This window comes from Cohnella sp. CFH 77786, from assembly GCF_019400745.1.
In the GTDB taxonomy this organism is placed as follows: Bacteria; Bacillota; Bacilli; order Paenibacillales; family Paenibacillaceae; genus Cohnella.
Genome location: NZ_WJIB01000001.1, coordinates 355,943 through 372,009, shown reverse-complemented (window position 1 = coordinate 372,009; position 16,067 = coordinate 355,943). Strand labels below are relative to the sequence as shown.

Here is a 16,067-nt window from a genome sequence, read left to right as displayed (position 1 = left end):
CGGAGAACGGCCGTCTGGTGTCGGCCGCCGCGGCGAGGGCTCGTTTTTTGGCGGAAGGGAGCGGAAATGAGATGAGCGAGACGAGCGGCAAGGAGCATGGACCCATTCCGGGACGAATGACGTTCCGGCCGAATCCGGGGACGCATACGCCCGACGGTCCTGCGCAAACGCCAGCTTCCGAGACTGGAGCCTTGACGGGCACGCTGGCCTTGCTGTCCGAACGGATCGAACGCCTGGCGCTCGACATGGACAAAGCCCAGCTTCGGGAATACGTCGAATTGACGCATAAACCGTGGCAATTGATTTGGCGGAACTTCCTTTCGGGCTTGTCCCGGGGCGTGGGCATCGCGCTCGGCTTCACGTTTTTCGCGGCCACGATCGTTTGGATTCTGCAGCTCCTGGGGAAACTGAACCTGCCGATCGTCGGGGATTACATTGCCGACATCGTCCGCATCGTTCACCGGCAGCTGCAGATTAACCCGTATTAAACCGTTTAGCGGTCATCGTAATATTCGTCGGGCTCCAGCAGGTGGTCGCCTTCGTTCGCGTCGAGGTAGCGGTAATATTGCCGGTTGCGGACGACGGAGACATGCTTGCCCGTAATGTCGGTCGCCAGGAAGCTTTCGAGCGGTTCGACGAATCCTTCGTTTTCTCCCGCTTCGATATGGACGGAATCGTATTCCTCGATATTGTTGTCCTCGGCCATGGCCGGACTGTTGGAGTTGCCCCAGGAGGAGACGATTTGCCAGGCGTCCTCGCCGTCGAAGCCTGTTACGTCTTCCTCGTCCTTGCTGTGACGACCGAACGGACGCCGCAGAAACTGTTCCTCCACCGGCCGGCGTTCGGAGATTTCCGACCTCGGCTCGTGTTCCGCGCAATGGTCTGCCGTCGGCATCGCATCAAGGCGTTCGGGGGAGATGAAGGCTCCGCATTCCTTGCATCGGCCGTACTCTCCCGTATCCATCCGCTCCAGGGCGGCTTCGACGCGCTTGAGGCGGAATGCTTCCCGTTCGAGCAAAGCGAGGTCTTTGCCTCGTTCAAACGTCTCGGAACCGATGTCGGCCGGGTGGTTGTCGTAAGCGGACAGCTCGGCAATCGAATCCCGCAGCGCGGAAGACAATTGATAATGGTCGTTCCGGCCTACCCGTTCCTCCAGCTCCTTCTTTTCCTGGAGCAGCCGCTGCCTTAGCTCTTGCATCCGCTCCTGGTTTATCGGAAGGCTCATGACGCCCACTCCTTTCGTCCTAATCCCTATTGTTCTCAGCCGCAGCCCGTTTTACGTACCTCCGCCGAGGTGAAGATCGGCCATTTCTGCCGGGTTTTGCATCCTGCGTGGACGCTGGTTCCGGCGATGTGATAAAATGGGCACGTTGGAAAATCGGGAGAAAAGGCGGGTATATCCCATGCAAAGACGCGTATGGCCCCTCTGGACTTATTATGCGATTGCGGTACTCGTGTTCCTGGTCGATTACGCGAGCAAGAAGATCGTCGAATATTCGATGGAACTGAACGAGCAGATCAAGGTGTTGGGCGACTTTTTCATCCTGACCTCCATCCGCAACCGAGGCGCGGCGTTCGGCATCCTGCAGGAGCAGCGCTGGTTTTTCCTCGTCATCACCTTGGTGGTCGTGTCCGCCATCGTCTGGTATTTAAGAAGATCGTACGGTACGGGAAGCCGTCTGCTTATGACGGGTCTGGGCATGATACTCGGCGGCGCCGTCGGCAACTTCCTGGATCGCGCGTTGTACGGGGAAGTCGTCGATTTTCTGCAATTCAATTTCGGCAGCTATACGTTTCCGATTTTTAACCTGGCAGACACCGGCATTTGCGTCGGCGTCGCCCTGGTGATTCTGGATTCCTTGCTGTCGTACAAACAGGAGAACAAACCGAATGGCAACGGAGAATCATCCACCGAAGAACAGCCTGTCTGAACAGTGGGATCCGGCCACGCCGGACGACAACGAACGGCAATACGAATGGACGGTGTCCGCCGGGCAGGCCGGCGAGCGGCTGGATAAGCACGTGACGGAAGAGCTGGCCGATCCCGCCGTCTCCCGTTCCCAGGTGCAAGAATGGATCCGGACCGGGGCGGTCGTCCTGAACGGCCAGCCGACGAAGCCGAACGCGAAGGTTGCGGTAGGCGACCATGTCGCGGTCGTGATACCCGAACCGGAGCCGGTCGAGCTGATTCCGGAGAACATTCCGCTCGAGATCGTCTACGAGGACGCCGACGTCGTCGTGATCAACAAGCCGAGGGGCATGGTCGTCCACCCGGCCGCCGGACATCCGTCAGGCACCGTCGTGAACGCCCTGCTGTACCATTGCAAGGATCTCTCCGGCATTAACGGGGTCATGCGTCCCGGCATCGTGCATCGCATCGACAAAGACACGTCCGGCCTGCTGATGGCCGCGAAGAACGATCTCGCGCACGCATCGCTCGCGGAGCAGTTGAAAGCTCACACGGTGAACCGCCGGTACAAGGCGCTCGTATACGGCGTCATTCCGCATGACCGCGGCACGATCGACGCGCCGCTGGGGCGGGATCCGCACGACCGCAAGCTTTATACCGTGACGGAAAAAGGCGGCAAAAGGGCCGTTACCCATTTCGCCGTCGAGGAGCGGTTTGACGATTATACGTACCTGGAGCTGAAGCTCGAGACGGGGCGAACCCATCAAATCCGCGTCCACATGAAGTACATCGGCTATCCGCTCGTCGGCGATCCGGTGTACGGCGGAAGGGCGGGACGCACGCTCGGCATGAACGGACAAGCCTTGCATGCCGCGGTGCTTGGCTTCGATCATCCGCGCACGGGCGAGTACCTGGAGTTCACCAGGCCGATCCCGGCGGACATGGAGCATGCGCTTACGGTTCTGCGGACGCGATGAGGTCGGAGCGCGCGGTTCCCGCCGAAATAGCGCCCCAAGGACACTAAATTGCGCCTCTGGTCGGGATACCGCCGAAATAGCGCTCCAGGGACACTAAATTGCGCAACGGTACGGGATATCGCCGAAATAGCGCCCCAGGGACACTAAATTGCGCAACGTATGGGATCCCGCCGAAATAGCGCCCCAAGGACACTAAATTGCGCAACGGTACGGGATATCGCCGAAATAGCGCCCCAGGGACACTAAATTGCGCAACGGTACGGGATATCGCCGAAATAGCGCCCCAGGGACACTAAATTGCGCAACGGTACGGGATATCGCCGAAATAGCGCCCCAGGGACACTAAATTGTGCCTCTGGTCGGGATATCGCCGAAATAGCGCCCCAAGGACACTAAATTGCGCAACGGTACGGGATATCGCCGAAATAGCGCCCCAAGGACACTAAATTGCGCCTCTGGTCGGGATACCGCCGAAATAGCGCCCCAAGGACACTAAATTGCGCCACCGGGTAGGATTCCGCGAAACCGAGCCTCCCCTAGGTAAGCAATTGCGTTTTTCTGCAAATGTTCGGCACAAAAATCCATGGCGGTTCGCCTGGCGCTCAGGCATATTAGGGACATGATCAAATAGAAGGAGTGTCGGATCCATGAGCGTGGAAACGTACCAATCAACTTACATCCAAGAGCAATTCGCGAACCGCATCGGCGGCAGCAATTACGGCAAAGACACCAACATTTATAAATTCGAGAAAATCAAACGGGCCAAAGCGGCCGCGAAGCAAGCCTACCCGGACGTGGAGCTCATCGACATGGGCGTCGGCGAGCCGGACGAGATGGCGGACGCGCAAATCGTCGCGAAGCTGGCGGAAGAAGCCGCGAAGCCGGAAAACCGCGGCTACGCCGACAATGGCATCCCCGCGTTCAAGGAAGCTGCTGCCCGCTACCTCAAAAACGTGTTCAACGTCGACGGCATCGATCCGGTTACGGAAGTGCTGCACACGATCGGCGCCAAACCGGCGCTGGCAATGCTGCCCGCCGTATTCATCAACCCGGGCGACGTGACGATCATGACCGTACCGGGATACCCGGTCATGGGCACGCACACGAAATATTACGGCGGCGAAGTGTACACGGTTAAGCTGACGAAAGAGAACAACTTCCTGCCGGACCTGGACGCCATTCCGCAAGACATTGCGCGCCGCGCCAAGCTGCTGTACCTCAACTATCCGAACAACCCGACGGGCGCTGCGGCGACCCCCGAGTTTTTCGCGAAGGTCGTCGATTGGGCGAAGAAGCACCAAGTGATCGTCGTGCACGACGCTCCTTACGCGGCTCTTACGTATGACGGCGTGAAGCCGTTCAGCTTCCTGTCCGTTCCGGGCGCGAAGGACGTGGGCGTGGAGCTGCATTCGCTCTCCAAGTCCTACAACATGACCGGCTGGCGGATCGGCTTCATCGCCGGCAACCCGCTGATCGTCAAAGCGTTCGGCGACGTTAAGGACAACAGCGACTCCGGCCAGTTTATCGCCATCCAGAAAGCGGCCGCGTACGGATTGGATCATCCGGCCATCACAGAGGCGATCTCGGAGAAGTACTCCCGCCGCCACAACCTGCTGGTCGCGGCGCTCAATGAAATCGGCTTCCGCGCGGAGAAGCCGAAAGGCTCCTTCTTCCTTTACGTGGAAGCGCCGAAAGGCATCAAAGGCGGCCAGCGGTTCGAAACCGCCGAAGACTTCTCGCAATACCTGATCCGCGAGAAGCTTATCTCTACCGTGCCGTGGGACGACGCCGGGCGGTTCGTCCGCTTCTCGGTCACCTTCATCGCCCAAGGCGAAGCGGAAGAGCGGCGCGTCATCGAGGAAATCAAACGCCGCCTCACCGACGTCGAATTCGAATTTTAAGTCGCGGTTCCGTGACACGGCTTGACACCGTACGCCTGTCATGGGATAATTCTTGTAATGAATTCGGTACCTTTAAATCAGTCCCGTGAGACTGGCAAGGTGGCGCAGCGATACGTATCCCCTCGGACCGATCCCCTGTCCCGGCGACGCGACAGATGGCGAACGCTGTCCGAAGGTGCATAACTCCGCCGAAATCCCCCTTGCGTCTGACGCAAGGGTTTTTTTATTTTCACGGGCACGGGTTCCCGATTCGGATTGAAATCTTGTAGAGGAGATCGCGACATGCAGGAGCCCCGCGTCATCATGGACGATTCCGCCATCCGGCGGGCCTTAACCCGCATTGCCCACGAGATGGTGGAGAAAAACAAAGGCATCGAAGGCTGCGTGCTCGTAGGGATCCGGACGCGCGGCATTTATTTGGCCAAACGCGTGGCCGAGCGGATTCTCGAAATCGAGGGAGTCCCGGTTGCCGTAGGCGAGCTGGACATCACCCGCTACCGCGACGACCGGCCAGAGGGGCCGTCCGCAATCGGCGGCGATGCGGAAGACCGCGCCTGCAAACTTCCGTTCTCGACGAAGGACAAGCGAATCATTCTCTTCGACGATGTCCTCTACACGGGAAGAACGATTCGGGCTGCGCTCGACGCGCTGATGGATTCGGGTAGGCCCCAATCGATCCAGCTCGCGGTGCTGGTCGACCGCGGACACCGGGAGCTGCCGATCCGCCCCGATTATGTGGGCAAGAACGTGCCGACCTCCCGCCACGAGCAAATCCGCGTCTCCCTGCGGGAGATCGACGGGGGGGATAACGTGCAGATTTTGCATCCGTCGGAGGCGGAATCCTAAACGTTACACATTGTCGGTAGTGTGAATGATTATACAAAATTGTGAATTTCGTCTCTGAAACCGTGACAATTCTGGTTCTCAGGTATACAATAAGGTGAATAAAAATTCACTAACAGCACTCACCTGGAGAATTCGATTGCACGGCGGAAGCGAAACGTCTGGAGGTTCGGCTTGGCATGGCAACATGGATATTGAACGCGTCGGTTGTCCATCCGGAAACCGGTGCGAGAGAGCAGCAGCATTTCCATATCGCGGACGGCAAAATCTCGAGGCGGCTTAGTGCAGCGGAGCGCCCGGATACGTCGGGCTGCGAGGTCATCGACGCGGGAGGTAAGCTGATTTCCCCGGGTTTCATCGACATGCACGTCCATCTGCGCGAACCCGGTTTCGAATACAAGGAAACGATCCGCAGCGGCACCGAGTCCGCGGCCAAGGGCGGATTCACGACGATCGCCCCGATGCCGAATACGCGCCCGGTGACGGACGCGCCGGACACGGTGAAATTCGTGCTGGACAAGGCGGCGGCGGAGGGCGTCGTGCGGGTGCTGCCGTACGCGGCGATCACGAAGAACGAGCTCGGTCGCGAGCTGACGGATTTCAAGGCACTCAAGGAAGCCGGCGCGATCGGCTTCACGGACGACGGGGTCGGCGTGCAGAACGCGCAAATGATGAAAAACGCGATGGCCCTGGCCGCTTCCCTCGGCTTGCCGGTCATCGCCCACTGCGAGGACGACTCGCTCGTCGAGGGAGCGGCGGTAACGGAAGGAGCGTTCGCGAAACGGCACGGGTTGAAAGGCATTCCGAACGAATCCGAAGCGATCCACGTCGGACGGGACATCCTGCTCGCCGAAACGACCGGCGTTCACTACCATGTGTGCCACGTGAGCACGGAGCAGTCGGTCCGGCTCATCCGGCTCGGCAAATCGGTCGGCGTCAAGGTGACCGCGGAAGTCTGTCCGCACCATCTCGTGCTCTCAGACGAAGACATTCCCGATTCGATGGACGCCAACTGGAAAATGAATCCGCCGCTCCGTACCCCCGGTGACGTAGAAGCCTGCATCCGGGGGCTCGAGGACGGCACGATCGACATGATCGTCACCGACCACGCGCCGCACAGCGCGGAAGAGAAGGCCCGCGGGCTGGCCAAGGCGCCGTTCGGCATCCATGGCTTCGAGACGGCTTTCCCGCTTCTTTATACGAAATTCGTGCGCACGGGGCGCTGGACGCTGGATTTCCTGCTCCGGCGGATGACGGCCGATCCGGCCCGGGTGTTCGGGCTGCCGTACGGCAAACTCGACGTTGGAGCGCCGGCGGATCTGACTTTGATCGATTTGGAGAAGGAGCAGGAGGTTAACCCCGATTCCTTCTTAAGCCAAGGACGCAACACCCCGTTCGCGGGATGGAAATTGTACGGCTGGCCGGTGCTGACCATGGTGGACGGCAAAGTCGTCTGGACGGAAGAGAACGGCATCAACCGCTAAACCAGGGGAGTGAATCGACATGCAAAAACAAGCGAGATTGTTGTTGGAAGACGGTACTCTGTTCACGGGGCTCGCATTCGGGGCGGAAGGCGCGAAGGTCGGGGAAGTAGTGTTCAACACGGGCATCACCGGATATCAGGAGGTCATCTCCGACCCTTCGTACTGCGGCCAGATCGTCACCATGACCTATCCGCTCATCGGCAACTACGGGATTACCCGCGACGACTTCGAGTCGGTGGCTCCGAACATCCACGGCTTCGTCGTGCGCCGCCATGAGCCGGTGCCCAGCAACTGGCGCGCGGAATATTCCGTCGATGCTCTGTTCCAAGAATACGGAATCATCGGCATCAGCGACATTGACACGCGGATGCTGACGAGAATTCTCCGCAATCACGGCACGATGAAAGGGCTGCTGACAACGGGGACGGAACGGGTGGAAGAGCTGCGCGAACGCCTCGGCGTCACGCCTCTCCTCCGCGACCAGGTCGCGCGCACGTCGACGAAACACGTGTTCTCGAGCCCGGGCGCCAAAGAACGGATCGTGCTCATCGATTACGGCGCGAAGAGCGGCATTCTGCGCGAGCTGACCAAGCGCGGCTGCGACGTCGTCGTCGTGCCCCACGACACGACGGCCGACCAGATCCGCCGCCTGCACCCCGACGGCATCCAGCTGTCCAACGGCCCGGGGGATCCGAAGGACGTTCCTTACGCGGTGGAGACGATCCGCCAGCTGATCGGAGAGTATCCGATTTTCGGCATCTGCCTCGGCCACCAGCTGTTCGCGCTCGCTTGCGGAGCGGACACCGGCAAGCTGAAGTTCGGACACCGCGGCGGCAACCATCCGGTCAAGGAGCTCGATTCCGGCCGCTGCTACATCACGTCCCAGAACCACGGCTATACGGTCAAGGAAGAGTCCGTCAAGGGCACGGAGCTGGAAGTCACTCACGTCAACAACAACGACAAAACGATCGAAGGACTGAAGCACAAGCGGTACCCGGCTTTTTCGGTGCAGTACCATCCCGAAGCCGCGCCCGGACCGTTCGATTCGAGCTACCTGTTCGACCGCTTCCTGGACATGATCCGCGAGCACAAGCGCAATAACCCCGAGCGGCCGCGCCAGGCGATTTTGGCGGAGACGCGGAGAGGAGAACTGGAATATGCCCAAAAATAAAGACCTCAAAAAAATTCTCGTCATCGGCTCCGGTCCGATCGTCATCGGCCAAGCCGCGGAATTCGACTACGCGGGAACCCAAGCCTGCCAGGCGCTGAAGGAAGAAGGCCTGGAGGTCGTTCTCATCAACAGCAATCCGGCCACGATCATGACCGACACGAACATGGCCGACAAAGTGTATATCGAGCCGATCAACCTGGAGTTCGTTTCCCAGATCATCCGCCAGGAACGTCCGGACGGCCTGCTGCCGACGCTGGGCGGACAAACCGGCCTGAACATGGCCGTGGAGCTCGCCCGCGCCGGCGTGCTGGAGCAGGAGGGCGTGAAGCTGCTCGGCACCCAGCTCACCGCGATCGAACGCGCCGAGGACCGCGACCTGTTCCGGGAGCTCATGCGAGAGCTGGACCAACCGGTTCCGGAGAGCGTCATCGTGACGACCGTGGAAGAGGCGGTCGGTTTCGCGAACGAAATCGGCTATCCGGTGATCGTGCGTCCGGCTTACACGCTGGGCGGAACGGGCGGAGGCATCGCCGGCAGCGAGGAGGAGCTTCGCGAGACGGTGGCCAACGGGATCCGTTACAGCCCGATCGGCCAATGCCTGATCGAGAAATCGATCGCCGGCATGAAGGAAGTCGAGTACGAGGTCATGCGGGACGCGAACGACAACTGCATCGTGGTCTGCAACATGGAGAATATCGACCCGGTCGGCGTGCATACCGGCGACAGCATCGTCGTGGCGCCGAGCCAGACGCTGTCCGACCGCGAGTATCAAATGCTCCGCTCGGCATCGCTCAAGATCATCCGCGCGCTGAACATCGAAGGCGGATGCAACGTCCAGTTCGCTCTCGACCCGTACAGCTATCAATACTATGTCATCGAGGTCAACCCGCGCGTCAGCCGGTCTTCCGCGCTCGCTTCCAAGGCGACAGGCTACCCGATCGCGAAAATGGCGGCCAAAATCGCGGTAGGCTACACGCTGGACGAAATCGTCAACCCGGTTACGGGCCAAACGTATGCCTGCTTCGAGCCGACGCTGGATTACATCGTCACGAAAATCCCGCGCTGGCCGTTCGATAAATTCACGTCCGCCAACCGCAAGCTCGGCACGCAAATGAAAGCGACCGGCGAAGTGATGGCGATCGGCCGCACGTTCGAGGAGTCGATCCACAAAGCCGTCCGTTCGCTCGAAATCGGCGTGCACCGCCTGCTGCTCAAGGGCGCGGCCGACATCGACGACGAGACGCTGGCTTCCCGCCTCGCCAAAGCGGACGACGAGCGGCTGTTCCTGGTCGCCGAAGCGTTCCGCCGCGGCTGGCCGCTGCAGCAGATCCAGGACATCACGCGCATCGACTGGTGGTTCCTCGACAAGATCGAGCGGCTCGTCCAATTCGAGGACGTCATTCGCCGCGAGCCCGGCCTGACGCCGGAGACGTTATATCAAGCCAAGCGATGCGGCTTCACGGACCGAGCGATCGCCGAGCTGCGCAAGGAAGGCCAAGGGGCTTCCGCCGTCATGACAGAGGAGAACGACATCCGCGAGTACCGCATAAAGCAAGGCTTAAGGCCGGTTTACAAAATGGTCGACACGTGCGCGGCCGAGTTTGAAGCGACGACGCCTTACTACTACTCGACCTACGAAACCGAGAACGAAGTGCTTCCGAGCGACAAGCAGAAAATCATCGTGCTCGGCTCCGGTCCGATCCGGATCGGCCAAGGCATCGAGTTCGACTATTCGACCGTGCATGCCGTCTGGGCGATCCGGGCCGCCGGTTATGAAGCGGTCATCATCAACAACAACCCGGAGACGGTGTCGACCGACTTCAATACGTCGGACCGGCTGTACTTCGAGCCGCTTTTCTTCGAAGACGTCATGAACGTCATCGAGCAGGAGCAGCCGATCGGCGTCATCGTCCAGTTCGGCGGCCAGACGGCGATCAACCTCGCGGCTCCGCTCGCCCGCGCCGGCGTCCGGATTCTCGGCACGTCGCTGGAAAGCATCGACGAGGCGGAAGACCGCAAGAAGTTCGAAGCGCTGCTCCGCAAGCTGGACATCGCGCAGCCGAAGGGCAGCACCGTCACGTCCGTCGAAGAGGCGGTCGGAACGGCGCGGGAGCTCGGCTACCCGGTGCTCGTCCGTCCTTCGTACGTACTCGGCGGCCGGGCGATGGAAATCGTGTACTCCGACGAAGAACTGCTTGCCTATATGAAGGAAGCGGTGCAAATCAACCCCGAGCATCCGGTTCTGATCGACCGGTACATGCTGGGCAAGGAGATCGAAGTCGACGCGATCTGCGACGGCGAAACGGTGCTCATTCCGGGCATCATGGAGCACGTGGAGCGCGCGGGCGTGCACTCCGGAGACTCCATCGCGGTGTATCCGCCGCAATCGCTCTCCGAATCCGTGAAGCAGCAGGCGATCGATATCACGATCAAGATCGCCAAGGAATTGAAGACGGTCGGATTGGTCAACATCCAGTTCGTCGTCTGGAACGAGAAGGTATACGTGATCGAGGTCAACCCGCGGTCTTCCCGCACCGTGCCGTTCCTGTCCAAAGTCACCAGCGTGCCGATGGCGAATCTGGCGACCCAGGCCATCCTCGGCAAGAAGCTGACGGATCTCGGCTACGCCGAGGGCTTGTGGCCGGAAGACGAATACGTCTCCGTCAAAGTGCCGGTGTTCTCCTTCGCCAAGCTGCGCCGGGTCGACCCGACGCTGACTCCGGAGATGAAATCGACGGGCGAAGTGATGGGCCGCGATACCCATTATGCGAAGGCGCTGTACAAAGGCTTGATCGGTTCCGGGATGAAAATCCCGCAGTCCGGCGCCATCATCGCTACGGTTGCGGACAAGGACAAGGAAGAAGCGATCGAGATCCTCAAAGGCTTCTACCGTCTGGGCTACAAGCTGATCGCGACCGGCGGCACCGCCGACGCGCTCGAAGCGGCGGGCATGCAGGTGCGCCGCGTCAACAAGCTTTCGGAAGGATCGCCGAACATCGTCGATCTCATCCGGACGGGCCAGGCGCAATTCGTCGTCAACACGCTGACGAAGGGCAAAACGCCGGAGCGGGACGGTTTCCGCATCCGCCGCGAAGCGGTCGAGAACGGCGTCGTCTGCCTGACGTCGCTGGACACGGTCCGCGCTCTGCTGAACATGCTGCAGGCGCTCCGCTTCTCGAGCGCGCCGATGCCGGCGTTCCAGCAGGCATAACCGATTCAGAATGCCCGGTCCTCCCGATCCATGTGGAGGAGCGGGCTTCTATATGGCATTTTACCGACGCAAAAAGGGGTGCTCGCAGGTGTCCGGATTCACGCGAAACGAGGCGGCGGCCAAGGTCATGGTCGCGCTGGACAAGCCCGATGCCGATGCCGCTTTGCGGCTGGCTTCCCAGCTTCAGGGAGCGGGATGTTGGATGAAGGTCGGCATGGAGCTGTTCTACGCGGCGGGTCCTTCCGTCGTCAGGGAGCTGAAGTCCCGGGGATTCCGGGTGTTCCTCGATTTGAAAATGCACGATATCCCCAACACGGTGCGCGGAGGCGCTCGCAGCATCGCCCGCCTTGGCGTCGACCTCTTCAACGTTCATGCGGCGGGAGGCAAGGCCATGATGAGCGCCGCGATGGACGGCGTGCGGGAAGCGGTAGAGGCAGGCGATGCCGGTCAGGCGCCGATCGTCATCGCGGTGACGCAACTGACGAGCACGAGCGAAGCGGTGCTGCGCGATGAAATCGGCATCGCAAGCAGCGTGGAGGAAGCCGTCGTCCGCTATGCCCGTCTGGCCAAGGAGGCGGGGCTGCAAGGCGTCGTTGCTTCGCCGCTCGAAGTAGTCTCGGTCAAACAGGCGTGCGGATCTGCTTTCGTGACCGTGACGCCGGGCATTCGCCCGAAAGGCGCCGACCTCGGTGACCAGTCCCGTGTGGCCACACCGGGGGATGCGGTCCGGATGGGTACCGACTATCTCGTCATCGGCAGAGCGATCACGTCAGCCGCCGATCCCGCGCAAGCGCTCGATACCATTCTGAAGGAGATGACCGGAGCATGAGCACGAACGACCTCAACTTGCGACAGCTGGCCGGCACGATCGCCACAAACCTGCTCGAAATCGGAGCCGTCAGCCTGAGGCCCCGCGAGCCGTTCACCTGGACTTCGGGGATCAAGTCCCCGATCTATTGCGACAACCGATTGACGATGAGCTACCCCGCCGTCCGGGACACGATCGCGGAAGGGTTCGCCGCCGTCATTCGCAGCCGGTTTCCCGATTGCGAGGCGGTCGCGGGCATCGCTACGGGCGGAATTCCCCATGCGGCTTGGGTCGCGCAGAAGCTGAACTTACCGATGCTCTATGTACGGGATAAAGCCAAAGGGCACGGCAAGACGAATCAGATCGAAGGCCATTTTGCGCCGGGACAGAAAGTGGTGCTGATCGAGGACCTGATTTCAACGGGCGGCAGCTCTCTCAAGGCGGCCGTAGCCGTGCGCGATGCCGGCTGTCGGGTGCAGGGCGTCGCGGCGATCTTCACGTATCAGTTCGAGAACGCGGCCGCGGCGTTCCAAGCGGAGAACATCCCGCTGTATACGCTGTCGAACTACACGGCGCTGATCGAAACCGCGTTGGCCATGGGCAAGATCCAGGAGAAGGACGTGGAACTGCTCCAATCGTGGCGCCGGGATCCGCAATCCTTCGGGGAGTAAGCCCGAATCTCCCGCTCGCCATTCTCTTGACGAAGCGGCATCCGGATTCCGACGTCCGGGTGCCGCTTTTTCCGTATCCTTCCAAACCAACCTTTTCCTTTGGCAGCGAGATTGAAATCGTATGCGTCTTTTGGCTCATTTTTCGTCGAAATCGGAAATTGTATGGTGTAAAGAGATCGACTTTCGTGCTAGAATCGAGGCATAAGAACCAGTCGTAAAGAGGGTTGCGCCTATGTCTATAGACCTACTGAAAATCGCTCACTGCCCGTCTTGCGGCAACGTTTTTCAGAAAAACCTGCGCAACCTGTGCGCCGACTGCTCGTCCGAGGAAGACCGTCTGTTCCAAGCGACCGAGCGGACGATGCTTCGGAACCGCCTGTTCAGCAACGCGGAGGTGGCGGAAGCGGTATCGGTTCCACCGGAGAAAATCCGTTCCTGGATCCGCAGCGGCAAGCTCCGGATCGCCGATTACCCCAACCTGTCGGACCAGTGCGACCTCTGTAAAGCTCCGATCCGATCCGGCCATCTGTGCCTGTCCTGCGCAGGCCGGATCAAGGGCGATATCGCCCGCATGCGCGAGCAAGAACGGCTGGAGAAGGAACGCCTCCGGGCCGCGAACGCCTACATCAGCAAACGGTAACGTCCTCCGAACCCGTCCGGCGCACCCAGCGCGGACGGGTTCGCGGTCGTTTATCGGCCTTTTCTCCGTCTCAAGACCGAGACGAGGAACATGCCGCAGACCGTCGTCCCCCCTTGACACTCCCGGTACAATACAATTGGAAATGGAAAATGAAGGGGAGAAGACGATGCCGACTTTGGAAGTGATCGGTTTGCGCAAATCGTTCGGTTCCGTTACCGCCGTCGCGGATATCAGCTTCGAGGTGCAGGCGGGAGAAGTGTTCACGATCATCGGACCGAACGGAGCGGGGAAGACGACGACCTTGGAAATGATCGAAGGCTTGCTCTCTCCCGACGCGGGAACGATATCGATCGACGGCCTGACATGGGCCAAAGACGCCGAGCGGATCAAAAGCCGGATTGGGGTCCAGCCGCAATCCAGCGCCATGTTCGATCTTCTGACCGTGGAAGAGAACCTGGAGCTGTTCGCTTCATTCTACCCGAAGTCGCGGCCTGCGGATGAAGTGCTGAGCATGATCAATCTGGCGGATCACCGGAACAAACGAGTCAAATCGCTCTCCGGCGGCCAGCGGCAGCGTCTGGCGATCGGACTCGCCATGATCAACGATCCGGACATCGTTTTTCTGGACGAACCGACCACGGGACTGGATCCCCAAGCCCGGCGCAATATCTGGGACATCGTCCTGAACTTGAAGTCCATGGGCAAAACGACGATCCTCACTACGCACTATATGGAAGAAGCCGAAAAGCTGAGCGATCGGGTCTGCATCGTCGATCAGGGCCGCGTCGTCACGTTGGATACGCCGGCCGCTCTCATCGGCAGGCTGACCCGCGAGCGCGAAGTCCGTCTCTCTTTCCTGGACGGGGAAGAGGCGGCGGCCGCGGCGGAAGCGGTCGCGCAGGACGAGCCGACCGTCGTCCGCACGTCGCGGGAGGGGACTTCCCTCGCGCTCTGGTCGGTTCAGCCGGAGGAGACGCTGTACGGGTTGTTCGGATTCACCAAGGAGCGGGGATACCGCGTGGAGCAGGTATCGATCCGCGAGATGAGTCTCGAAGACGTGTTCATCGCCTTTACCGGCAAGGAATGGAGGGACTGACGTGAACGCTGGCAAAACGTTCGGAAAGCTGTTTTCGGCGAACCTCAAAATGATGTTCCGCGAGAAACAGGTTTGGTTTTGGAACATTTTCTTTCCGATCATTCTGATGTCGATTTTCATGCTGATATTCGGCGGAGGGAACGACAAAGATTTCAAAGCGAAAATCGCCGTCGTGAAGCCCGCGCAAAGCCAGGCGGCCGATTCCGTTCTCGGGATGCTCAAGCAGGTTCCGGTATTCGAGTGGAAATCGGAGGAACCCGTATCGGCCGAACAGGCGGACACGTGGATCAAAGACAAAGACGTCGACGGGGTTGTCGTGCTGCCGGCGGACGGCGCCTTATCCTCCCTGAAGCTGATCGTCAACACCGAGAACGAAGGGAATGCCACGTCTCAGGCGCTGCGCGGCATTCTCGACCAGATCGTCGCGCAAGCGAACCTGGCCGCCGCCGGCGTCCAGCAGCCCGCGTTCCGGTTCGAGATGAGCTCGGTGACGGCCGGCAGCGAAGATCTCAGCTACGTAGATTTCCTGATGACAGGCATGATCGCGCTCGCCATCGCGCAAGGCGGACTGTTCGGCATGGTCGACCTGGTCGAAATGCGCCGCAAGGGTTTGCTGAAACGGCTGCGGATGACGCCCGTCCGCATGGGTTTGTTGGGCCTCGCCAGCATGCTGGTTCGGTTCGCCCTCGGCGTATTCCAGATTTGCTGTTTGGCGGCGATCGGGGTGTTCGGGTTCGGCGCGAATCTTCACATCGACGTTCCGACGCTGATCGTCGCTTTCTTCATCGGGAGTCTTGCTTTCAACGCGATCGGATACCTGATCTCCTCGTTCAGCAAATCGCTGGAAGCCTACATGGGCGTAGCCAATATCGCCAGCTTCCTGATGATGTTCATCTCGGGCATCTTCTTCCCGACGAACAGCCTGCCGGACTGGCTGCAGCCGGTGACGAACGTCCTCCCCTTGACGTACTTCGTGGAAGGCTTGCGGGACGGCATGGTGTACGGAAGCGGGCTCGGAACGTCGGACTTCTGGCTCGGCGCGGGGGTTCTCGCCCTATGGGGCGGTCTTGCGTATCTCCTCGGGGCGACACTGTACCGTCGTACGAAAGTCGAGGTCCGGTAACGGTTTCTGCGCTTGAACAATCTTCAACGATAACGAGAGCGAAGCTGAGGGCAGCTTTGACCTCCGCCTTTCGCGGACGCCTTGCCGGGTGTGACGCGGAAGGCTTTTTCTTTGGAAGGGGCCGCTGCCGGAGCAGGATTACCGGGAAAATTCTTAATCACCCGGATACCCTTTTCGGAAGCGATTTTAGTCGCACATTTCCATCTAATCGCGCTCTACTTCCTCACAGGTAC

General features: G+C 60.3%; 14 protein-coding genes. 13 read left to right on the top strand and 1 reads right to left on the bottom strand.

Going from position 1 to position 16,067, the window contains the following annotated elements; translation table 11 throughout:
• Positions 1 to 116: 116 nt before the first annotated feature.
• Complete coding sequence (locus tag GE107_RS01790; RefSeq protein WP_219638004.1) at positions 117 to 488, top strand: DUF5665 domain-containing protein; 372 nt, start codon at positions 117 to 119, stop codon at positions 486 to 488.
• A 5-nt stretch (positions 489 to 493) separates the two neighbouring features.
• Here GE107_RS01790 and GE107_RS01785 read toward each other — a convergent pair whose 3' ends face one another.
• A complete protein-coding gene (locus GE107_RS01785) occupies positions 494 to 1,225 on the bottom strand; it encodes a TraR/DksA C4-type zinc finger protein (RefSeq protein ID WP_219637752.1) in 732 nt (243 codons plus the stop codon).
• A gap of 178 nt (positions 1,226 to 1,403) precedes the next feature.
• Between GE107_RS01785 and lspA the strand changes: the two genes are divergently transcribed.
• The 12 genes from lspA (at position 1,404) to GE107_RS01725 (ending at position 15,834) form a co-directional block, all read left to right on the top strand.
• A complete protein-coding gene (gene lspA / locus GE107_RS01780; RefSeq protein WP_219637751.1) occupies positions 1,404 to 1,931 on the top strand; it encodes a signal peptidase II in 528 nt (175 codons plus the stop codon).
• Positions 1,891 to 2,886, top strand: a complete 996-nt coding sequence (locus GE107_RS01775) for an RluA family pseudouridine synthase (protein WP_219637750.1) — start codon at positions 1,891 to 1,893, stop codon at positions 2,884 to 2,886. The genes lspA and GE107_RS01775 overlap by 41 nt, the downstream gene beginning before the upstream one ends.
• A 647-nt stretch (positions 2,887 to 3,533) precedes the next feature.
• Positions 3,534 to 4,787 carry an LL-diaminopimelate aminotransferase gene (locus GE107_RS01770; protein WP_219637749.1) on the top strand — a complete coding sequence of 418 codons (1,254 nt, stop codon included), beginning with the start codon at positions 3,534 to 3,536 and terminating at the stop codon, positions 4,785 to 4,787.
• Between the two features lie 282 nt (positions 4,788 to 5,069).
• Complete coding sequence (gene pyrR, locus GE107_RS01765; protein WP_219637748.1) at positions 5,070 to 5,633, top strand: bifunctional pyr operon transcriptional regulator/uracil phosphoribosyltransferase PyrR; 564 nt, start codon at positions 5,070 to 5,072, stop codon at positions 5,631 to 5,633.
• Positions 5,634 to 5,809: 176 nt separating this feature from the next.
• Entirely contained in the window at positions 5,810 to 7,114 is a 1,305-nt protein-coding gene (locus GE107_RS01760; protein WP_219637747.1) for a dihydroorotase, read from the top strand.
• A gap of 19 nt (positions 7,115 to 7,133) precedes the next feature.
• Complete coding sequence (gene carA / locus GE107_RS01755; RefSeq protein WP_219637746.1) at positions 7,134 to 8,285, top strand: glutamine-hydrolyzing carbamoyl-phosphate synthase small subunit; 1,152 nt, start codon at positions 7,134 to 7,136, stop codon at positions 8,283 to 8,285.
• Entirely contained in the window at positions 8,272 to 11,496 is a 3,225-nt protein-coding gene (gene carB / locus GE107_RS01750; protein ID WP_219637745.1) for a carbamoyl-phosphate synthase large subunit, read from the top strand. Before carA ends, carB begins: the two co-directional genes overlap by 14 nt.
• Positions 11,497 to 11,548: 52 nt before the next feature.
• Entirely contained in the window at positions 11,549 to 12,325 is a 777-nt protein-coding gene (gene pyrF, locus GE107_RS01745) for an orotidine-5'-phosphate decarboxylase (RefSeq protein WP_219637744.1), read from the top strand.
• Positions 12,322 to 12,975, top strand: coding sequence for an orotate phosphoribosyltransferase (pyrE, locus tag GE107_RS01740; protein ID WP_304516336.1), 654 nt, complete (start codon positions 12,322 to 12,324; stop codon positions 12,973 to 12,975). Before pyrF ends, pyrE begins: the two co-directional genes overlap by 4 nt.
• A gap of 232 nt (positions 12,976 to 13,207) precedes the next feature.
• Positions 13,208 to 13,615: a hypothetical protein gene (locus GE107_RS01735; RefSeq protein ID WP_219637743.1), complete on the top strand. Its 408-nt coding sequence runs from the start codon at positions 13,208 to 13,210 to the stop codon at positions 13,613 to 13,615.
• A gap of 166 nt (positions 13,616 to 13,781) precedes the next feature.
• Entirely contained in the window at positions 13,782 to 14,711 is a 930-nt protein-coding gene (locus GE107_RS01730; RefSeq protein ID WP_219637742.1) for an ABC transporter ATP-binding protein, read from the top strand.
• Position 14,712: 1 nt separating this feature from the next.
• A complete protein-coding gene (locus GE107_RS01725; protein WP_370636210.1) occupies positions 14,713 to 15,834 on the top strand; it encodes an ABC transporter permease in 1,122 nt (373 codons plus the stop codon).
• Positions 15,835 to 16,067: the final 233 nt, after the last annotated feature.